The following is a 7,306-nucleotide window of genomic DNA, read 5'->3' as shown; positions in this document are numbered from 1 at the left end:
GAATCGATTGTTTTTTGAATGGCGTTTAAATCCATCCGCGTGACAGTTTGCCTCGTTTGCCCTGTATCCAGCGTGTAAGACTGCACCCCGCCGGTCGCTAGTGCGTCCGCTGCCGTTTCATACAATACGATCTGCGCCTTGGTGGCAGTAATTCGTGCTTGAATAAAATCCCGATCCATTACATCTCTAAGCCCCGCCAATTTTCAAAAGAAAGCTTTAAAACAAACTAGGCGTACAGGATACCCCGAGTTACGCTTAAAAGCAAAATAATGCTTGCGTTACCGGTAACGGCGAGCTATGCTGGTTGCAAGTTAAGCAAATACACAAAAGGAACGGGAAAATGGCTACAATTAAAATATTTGATAAAGTTGAAATTTATATCACAAGACCAAGCGGTGAAAGTGTAACGGCTGTATGGGGTGGCTCTGGTAAGTTAAATGACAATATGTTTATGCAGATTAAAAAAGCCACGTTTGATGCAAATGGTAGCGTTGTGACTGGCTACAAAAACTTAAAGAAAGCGGTAGAAGCTCCTAAAATGGACGATTACGATAGAGCTGTTATGGATAGTATTGCAGTTAATAATATGTCAAGGATGGGCGAATAACAAAAACAACTTACTTAATAATGCTCCAAGGGCTGGGGCATGATTAAATTAATTCACAAACAAAGAGGAACGGGAAAATGAAAACTAATAAAACCAGATATCTTACAAGCATAACGGTTAGAGAGATTAGCACCGGTATTCTTGACACTAAACTCATGATTACAGAAGAAAAGATTACTACTAAGGACATGACCACAGTGAAAGGATTTATAATAATCAGCGTTACAAGCTCGGCTTGTTAACCAGCACTAGTTAATTTAACAATGCTCCGCTAGGCGGGGCATGATTAAATTAATTCACAAACAAAGAGGAACGGGAAAATGAAAACTTTAACAACTGGGATGATAAATGATGGAATGGTTTCGACTTTCTTTGAGTGCTTGCTAGACTGTGAAGGTTGTAGTACAGAAGCAAGAAAATTGGCTAACAATGTTTATTGTTTAAATGCTGCTGCTACTACTGAAGAAGCTGACAGCTGGTATGAAGCTTTAGCGCAATTCAAAAAAATTAACTAGATACACAAACAACGAGGAACGAGAAAATGAAAAAATTAAACAAATTTGAAACTACTTATAAATCTTCACGGGATTGGATAAGATCGTACTTTAAGAATGATAAGAAGCTTGAAAGTGTGGAAGCTAGAAGAAGAGTATTTCAAGCATTTAAGCAAGAAGTGCAAATGGCATTAACAATTGACGTTAATACTAACGCTTGGATTTTCGATCAAAACGAACTGAAAGACTCATACAGCGGAAAGCAAACGCTAAGGTCTATGTGCGAAACCTTTTATTACGAAGCTGTTGGCGCGGCTGGCAGACTGTAAGTTAATTTAACAATGCTCTGCAAGTCAGGGCATGATTAAATTAATTCGCAAACAAAAAGGAACGGGAGATGAATAACATTACATGGTCAGCGTCTAACAATAGCAGTTTTTTAAATGGTAGCAGAAATGCTCAATCTGTATTGGCTGCGGTAAGAGCGGGCAGGCAGTATCTTAACTCTGAGCTATGCGGAGAGGGTACTATCACGATATATCAAGATGGAGTGGAGATTCGAGCCGATACAAAAGACATATTCACCAACTTTAAATGGTCAACCAATACAGACCTATAAGATCTAATATACAAGTTAATTCACAAACAAAAAGGAACGAGAAAATGAGAAAATTATCACCGGCGGCACAAGTCGCTAAACTAATAAAATCCGAATTGAAAAAGAACGGAATTGCATGTAAGGCTAAAAGCTCGTCTTTTTCGATGGGTGACAGCGTTACTATAGAAATTAATAACCAACCCCCTTGGGTTGTGGATGCTATAGAAAGTCAAACAGATAAGTATGAGTACGGCACTTTTGACGCAATGACCGATTGTCAGGGTTTTAAAAATAGGGATTTTGATGGGCCACAAACTAAATATTTAACTATTAATAATCGTTTTGACGAGTCTATCACGCTTGAAGCTAGACGACATATTTTATCTAAGATAGATGTTGAGCATCATAGCGAGAATGATATACAGCTCATGACTTGGAATTATTTAACAGGGAGTAATCGATTTTTAGGGTGTTACTTCAAAAAACCATTAATTAAATACGCGGCTTAGTTAATTTAACAATGCTCCACTGGCTGGGGCATGATTAAATTAATTCACAAACAAAGAGGAACGAGAAAATGAGCATACAAATTGGAGATGGTAGAATTTGGCAGCCCATGCTTGACGTGCATGGTTTGATGCACAACCACAATTTGCTAGTTAAAGAAGAGTATCGCCTTGAGGGCCACCAAATCGGTAGGTTTGGCGCGTGGCTAGATGATAAAGGTAATTTTGACGAAGGTTACATCGAAATACCCTCTAATGAAACTTTAAGCGGTCACGCTGAAATATTAGAGTTTTAGATAGCTAATTTAAACCCGCAACACTACCGGAGATTAAGAACATGAAACAAATTGAAATTATACCCGAAATAAAGCGCCTTTGCGGCTTAGGTCAATATGACGAAGCAATCAGCTTAGCAAGAGTCATAATTTCGCGGCCCATTGCTACGCGCGCCGAGGAGATCGTCATTAGTCATCGGCAGGATCATCATAATAGAGCGCCTCGCTTTCAATGTAGTCCCAGAACTTAGGCCAGTCGATTGTTTCAAGCTCAAAGTGCTGAATGCAGATCGACCACGCCAAGATCTCGACGGCGGCATGACCGTAGACGAGCAGATCCCATAGCTCGTTGCGCGCGTTGCCCGGTCGATGCCAGTAGTACGTCGTGTTACCGTTAGCGTCCAGCTTTTCACGGCGGGTTTCGACCGTTAACTCTTTTAGTTGCTTATCGGTCAAATCGACCGGCGCGTTGAAGTGGTACCTTTTTTGTGCCCCCGAATCCTCCGACCACTCCCTGCGTAATACCGGGGCGATCCGGTCTTTGTAATGATCCACTACGATCCTGTATCCTACCGTCCCCGCTTGGGTGGTAAACTCTGCGAATTCTTTAATAGTCTGATTTTTAGCGGGACGATCACGCCCTAAAATAGGATAAACACCCGAGGCGTAATCTGCGCAGAACGTGGTGACGGTGTCATTAGAATAACCCGCGTCGACTAAAGTCATCGCGATACCGTAAGTTTTCCCATCGTCCGCGACATATATCGCCTCTTCCAAAACTGACCTAAGTCTACCCCATGCCGGACTGCTCACTTCTCGGCAATCCTCTTCCCCCGGTTTCACCTCAAAACGCCAATAGTCAATTACAAAGCATTTGGCGTCACGCGTCCAACCCATTACCGATACCGCCAGATTTTGCTCATGCACATCGACCTGACAAGTAAGAAATAAAATAACCGACCCGCAGTACTCCCCCGCGTATTTATTCGGAATTTGGCCAAGTTTGTAATTCGGCCTCCGGTGTGCTGATACACTTGAAAACCGTACCTTTGAACCCATAACTTCAAACGGTACTCCAAGGATATTGTTATAAAATTCTTGCAGCAAAGTAACGCTTCGCACTTGATTAGCTTCTTCGTCCCAAGCTTCTAACCAATCCCGAACGATTGCCTCCCACGGGTACATTCCTGTTGGTGAGTAAAGCGCGGAGATATGGTAGCTCCGGTGATTAGGATCTCGCGCGTGACTCGTCGGTCGCCATTCTCCGCGCGGAAGCATCCAAGACTTGTCCGCGTTGATATGCTCGTGGTCGCAAAATTTGCAGACATACCGAACCGAATCCGACACCAAAGCGCCATGTTTGTCTGTCTCCCAGATTAAGCCGTGGTGCTTTTCGTCTGTTTTGTTTTTACCACCCTGAAAGACGAGGACTTGCATCTCGCCACAACCTTTGCACGGCATGAAGTACCTACGCTGATCCCCTCGTTCAAACCCTCTGGCAATACGACTAGAGCCTAAAAGCAAGGGCGTAGAAATTCTCGCAATTTTCCGGCTTTCGTGATAAGCCTTGGTTCGTGCTTCAGCTAATTTTTGGGGGTCACCATCTTTTCCGACTTTATCCGGGAACGCGTCGCACTCGTCTTCCAACAAATACTGGATCGAGATCGAACGCAATTTATCCGCGTTACGAGCGCCAAACGGAACGAGGAAACCTCCACCCACCCATTCTAATTTTTTGTCAGTCTTACCGGTTTTTCGGCTATTAGTGGTGTCCGCGGATTGAACCAGGTGCATCAAATCGGAGTGCTGCAGCATGGGCGTAATGTACGACTCCATCCGAAGTTGCGCTAATTCGGCGTCCGCTGTCAGTAGCATAGTCGGCGCGACCTTAACATGATCGATGATATACCCTATGGCGTTTTCCAAAATACCAACCGTAGCTCCAATCTGAGCGCCTTTCATAAAATCGAATTCGCGCACGGGAGAATCTAAGCATAAACAATCCGCTATTTCTCGCAAAAACGGAGCGACGTCGTACGAATAAAATCCCGGCATCGGCGTTACTTGCGGCGGCAGATACCTTTTCGCCTCCGCCCATTCGCTTACTTTGACCGTCATTTTTTCATCAGTTAGCGATCTAACCTGAGCGGACAACCATTCGTCGTCGTCGTCTTCGAGTTCATGGTTTATGGTCATCAGCTCAACACGCGGGGTGAACTTAAGCCGCATCGGTTCCCCCGCCGCCACCGATTGCACAATGTAAATCACCGAGATGATCGAGGCGAGAGGAAGGTCGCGCGCTTTGGCCTGTATCAATTTCGTTAGGGTGCTGACTTCCATCCGACGGTACTCGTTATACGAGTCTTCGAGCAGGTCGAGTACTTTCTCTTTTTCAATATATCTGATCAGCGGGTGATGCTCTTTGGACTGGATTTTGGCCACCAAAAAACGCACCACCGCCTGAGTGTCCGCGTCGGCGCTTTTAGCTCTGTCAACAGCTTGCTCGGCGGTTAACGCCAGGATTTCACGAAGGCGCATGAGCGTCGAACAACATTCCTGTCTCGGCGTTCACCGCTTTTTGGCCTGTCAATTTCTGCCAACGCCGGACGGTAACATCGACATACGCGGGCGTGAGCTCCATTGTAAAACATCGGCGGCCTGTTCGTTCGGCACCGATCAGCGTTGATCCTGACCCCCCGAAAGGCTCAACACAAATCCCCCCGCGCGGGAGGCTGGTTCGCATGACCCGTTCCATCATTTCCACCGGTTTCGGTGTCGCATGGCCATGGCGTTCGTCTCCGACAACGCGGGAAAACTCCCAAACATCGCGCATCGAGTCATGGGCGTTGTCGAAGTATGACCTCATCCCGCCTTGAATTCCGTTAACGTGATTGCGGTACCCGCCTTTGATTTCGTCGTAAATTCGTCGGATCTCTAAGTAAGGTTTCTGGAAGAATTCGGGCAAACTGTCCTGCAGGCTGGTGTAATGTTTCTCCGAAATTATCGACCATTGAGACTTCGAGAACCAATGCGCGTACATTTGGACGCCGGTAATTTCCCGACATTTACCAGGCGTTAAACCGGCGGCAACCGCTTGTTCTTCGAGATATACCCGTATCTCGTCCCAGCCTTCCCAGTATTGATCGGCGTTCACGTTCCCTAAGAATTGCTCGCCGATCTGAAAATACAAACACCGCTCCGAGGCTTCGGGGAACTGAGTCATAAGATCCGAAGCCATACCCGGTACGCTCTTTTTGTCCCAAACTATCTCATTACGAAAGCAGAGTACTTCCGAATCCGCCAGACCCCCTCGGTACCATAACCGCCACAAATCCGGCGCGTTTCCCCAAATATATACGCTCGCGTTCTCATGAACAAACAAGCGGAACGTGTTCCACCACTCCATTTGAAAACGATCCAAGTCTTCGCGGTAAAGATTGTCATTTTGCACCCCGTCTTTTTGCTTTCCCATCCCGTACGGCGGATCGGCGTGAATTAGTTGGGCCTTTTCACCGCCACATAATTTCTCGACGGCATCGACGCTGGTACTATCGCCGCACATTACCCGGTGGCCACCCATCAACCACAAATCGCCCTCAACCGAAACGATCTCAGCCTGAACGGCGGGGGCTTCGTCGAGGTCTACTTCCGGCGGGATCGCATCTTGAAATAAGTCGTCCAGGAACGAAGGGTCAAACCCAAGCACGTCGATATCAAAATCTAACTCTTGAAGCTCTTCGAGTTCTGCTTTTAGTGCGCCGATATTCCACCCAGCGTTTAAAGGCAATTGGTTGTCGGCGATCAAATATGCCCTTTTTTGGGTTTCACTGAGTCCTCGAAGAACTACGCACGGGACCTCTGTCATGCCCCGCACTTCCGCGCCCAATTTTCGACCATGGCCCGCGATTATCACGTAATCCTCATCGACTAAAATCGGATTAGTGAACCCGAACTCTTTGATACTGGCTGCAATCTGATCTACCTGTTCGGTGGAATGCGTGCGCGAATTATTGGTGGCGACTTGTAGGTTGCCGAGTGGTACGTGCTCAATTTGCATCGTTTAAAATCTCCAAATTCATCGCCGATTGCTTGACGCTCTTAAGTACTCGACTGTTGGCATCACGTATGATTTTTTGCACGTCGATGTAGGTTTCGGGTCCGCCGGATTGAACCCTGGCCACAACGGACTTACTCACCGCCACCGGGACGTCTGTTACTAGTCGAGAAAACGCAACATCGATCATTGGGAAAACTAAACCGGCGACTTTTTGACGGTCAACCAGGTCACCGCGTTGCTGTTTCGCCCGCAGTTCTTTGTACTTAAATTCTGAAATACTCTTAAGGCTATCAACAAACCGCTTGAACCCGTCAACCGATCCGTATCGCATTACGACTTCTCGAACGGTCAAGTCCTCAAGGTGATCTAGATCGTGCGCTTGGGGCTGCTGAGTTTCTAAGGGTGGTGGTGGTCTCGGCTGGGTCTTAGCTGCGGCTTTCTTTCGCACCCGTTTTTTACCTTTCGGCTTAGATGCGTCCTGCTTAGGTGGCAATTCGTCCACGCCGTGCTCGCTGAGCCATTGGCGGACAAGCGGGTGTTCGACGTCCACGCCATCAGCTACTACGGCATCGGACAGGTGTTTTTTGCAAGCGCGGGCGGAGGTGGACTTGTTGACACCAGCCCATCGCCCTAGCTCGGATCTGCTAATAATTCGTGTCATGCCACGATTCTACCGCAACGGAGGTGTAACGGTCAATGGTCAGGCGTTGCGTTGCGCGAAAAACTCAAAATTTCCGAGAGGGCTGCGCGGCGGAATCAAAACAGATCG

At 46.8% G+C, this 7,306-nt stretch carries 8 protein-coding genes; 5 read left to right on the top strand and 3 right to left on the bottom strand.

Features of this window, described 5'->3' with window-relative positions; translation table 11 throughout:
- The first annotated feature begins 340 nt into the window (after window positions 1-340).
- The 5 genes from V3S16_RS14380 to V3S16_RS14360 all read left to right on the top strand — a co-directional run bounded on the left by V3S16_RS14380 (window position 341) and on the right by V3S16_RS14360 (window position 2,501).
- Complete coding sequence (locus V3S16_RS14380) at window positions 341-607, top strand: hypothetical protein (protein WP_413886125.1); 267 nt, start codon at window positions 341-343, stop codon at window positions 605-607.
- Between the two features lie 320 nt (window positions 608-927).
- The gene (locus tag V3S16_RS14375; RefSeq protein WP_413886123.1) at window positions 928-1,122 is read left to right on the top strand and encodes a hypothetical protein; all 195 of its coding nucleotides are present in this window, start codon (window positions 928-930) and stop codon (window positions 1,120-1,122) included.
- 26 nt (window positions 1,123-1,148) lie between these two features.
- Window positions 1,149-1,430: a hypothetical protein gene (locus tag V3S16_RS14370; protein WP_413886121.1), complete on the top strand. Its 282-nt coding sequence runs from the start codon at window positions 1,149-1,151 to the stop codon at window positions 1,428-1,430.
- Between the two features lie 334 nt (window positions 1,431-1,764).
- Window positions 1,765-2,208 carry a hypothetical protein gene (locus V3S16_RS14365; RefSeq protein WP_413886119.1) on the top strand — a complete coding sequence of 148 codons (444 nt, stop codon included), beginning with the start codon at window positions 1,765-1,767 and terminating at the stop codon, window positions 2,206-2,208.
- 68 nt (window positions 2,209-2,276) lie between these two features.
- Complete coding sequence (locus tag V3S16_RS14360) at window positions 2,277-2,501, top strand: hypothetical protein (protein WP_413886117.1); 225 nt, start codon at window positions 2,277-2,279, stop codon at window positions 2,499-2,501.
- 168 nt (window positions 2,502-2,669) lie between these two features.
- Here V3S16_RS14360 and V3S16_RS14355 read toward each other — a convergent pair whose 3' ends face one another.
- The 3 genes from V3S16_RS14355 to V3S16_RS14345 are packed head-to-tail and all read right to left on the bottom strand — an operon-like array spanning window position 2,670 to window position 7,198.
- Window positions 2,670-5,018 (bottom strand): terminase gpA endonuclease subunit, encoded by a 2,349-nt coding sequence (locus V3S16_RS14355; RefSeq protein WP_413886115.1) that lies wholly within the window; start codon window positions 5,016-5,018, stop codon window positions 2,670-2,672.
- Entirely contained in the window at window positions 5,005-6,537 is a 1,533-nt protein-coding gene (locus tag V3S16_RS14350) for a site-specific DNA-methyltransferase (protein WP_413886113.1), read from the bottom strand. Before V3S16_RS14350 ends, V3S16_RS14355 begins: the two co-directional genes overlap by 14 nt.
- Window positions 6,527-7,198, bottom strand: a complete 672-nt coding sequence (locus tag V3S16_RS14345; protein ID WP_413886111.1) for a hypothetical protein — start codon at window positions 7,196-7,198, stop codon at window positions 6,527-6,529. Before V3S16_RS14345 ends, V3S16_RS14350 begins: the two co-directional genes overlap by 11 nt.
- Window positions 7,199-7,306 lie beyond the last annotated feature (108 nt).

This window comes from Candidatus Desulfatibia sp. (assembly GCF_036446775.1).
Lineage (GTDB): Bacteria > Desulfobacterota > Desulfobacteria > Desulfobacterales > UBA11574 > Desulfatibia_A.
This window is presented reverse-complemented; position numbering and strand designations above follow the sequence as displayed.

Bases quoted from the DNA above. Each gene is read 5' to 3' on its own strand.
- V3S16_RS14355 (WP_413886115.1), bottom strand. From the start codon at position 5,018: ATGCGCCTTCGTGAAATCCTGGCGTTAACCGCCGAGCAAGCTGTTGAC.
- V3S16_RS14345 (WP_413886111.1), bottom strand. From the start codon at position 7,198: ATGACACGAATTATTAGCAGATCCGAGCTAGGGCGATGGGCTGGTGTC.
- V3S16_RS14365 (WP_413886119.1), top strand. From the start codon at position 1,765: ATGAGAAAATTATCACCGGCGGCACAAGTCGCTAAACTAATAAAATCC.
- V3S16_RS14350 (WP_413886113.1), bottom strand. From the start codon at position 6,537: ATGCAAATTGAGCACGTACCACTCGGCAACCTACAAGTCGCCACCAAT.
- V3S16_RS14380 (WP_413886125.1), top strand. From the start codon at position 341: ATGGCTACAATTAAAATATTTGATAAAGTTGAAATTTATATCACAAGA.
- V3S16_RS14375 (WP_413886123.1), top strand. From the start codon at position 928: ATGAAAACTTTAACAACTGGGATGATAAATGATGGAATGGTTTCGACT.
- V3S16_RS14360 (WP_413886117.1), top strand. From the start codon at position 2,277: ATGAGCATACAAATTGGAGATGGTAGAATTTGGCAGCCCATGCTTGAC.
- V3S16_RS14370 (WP_413886121.1), top strand. From the start codon at position 1,149: ATGAAAAAATTAAACAAATTTGAAACTACTTATAAATCTTCACGGGAT.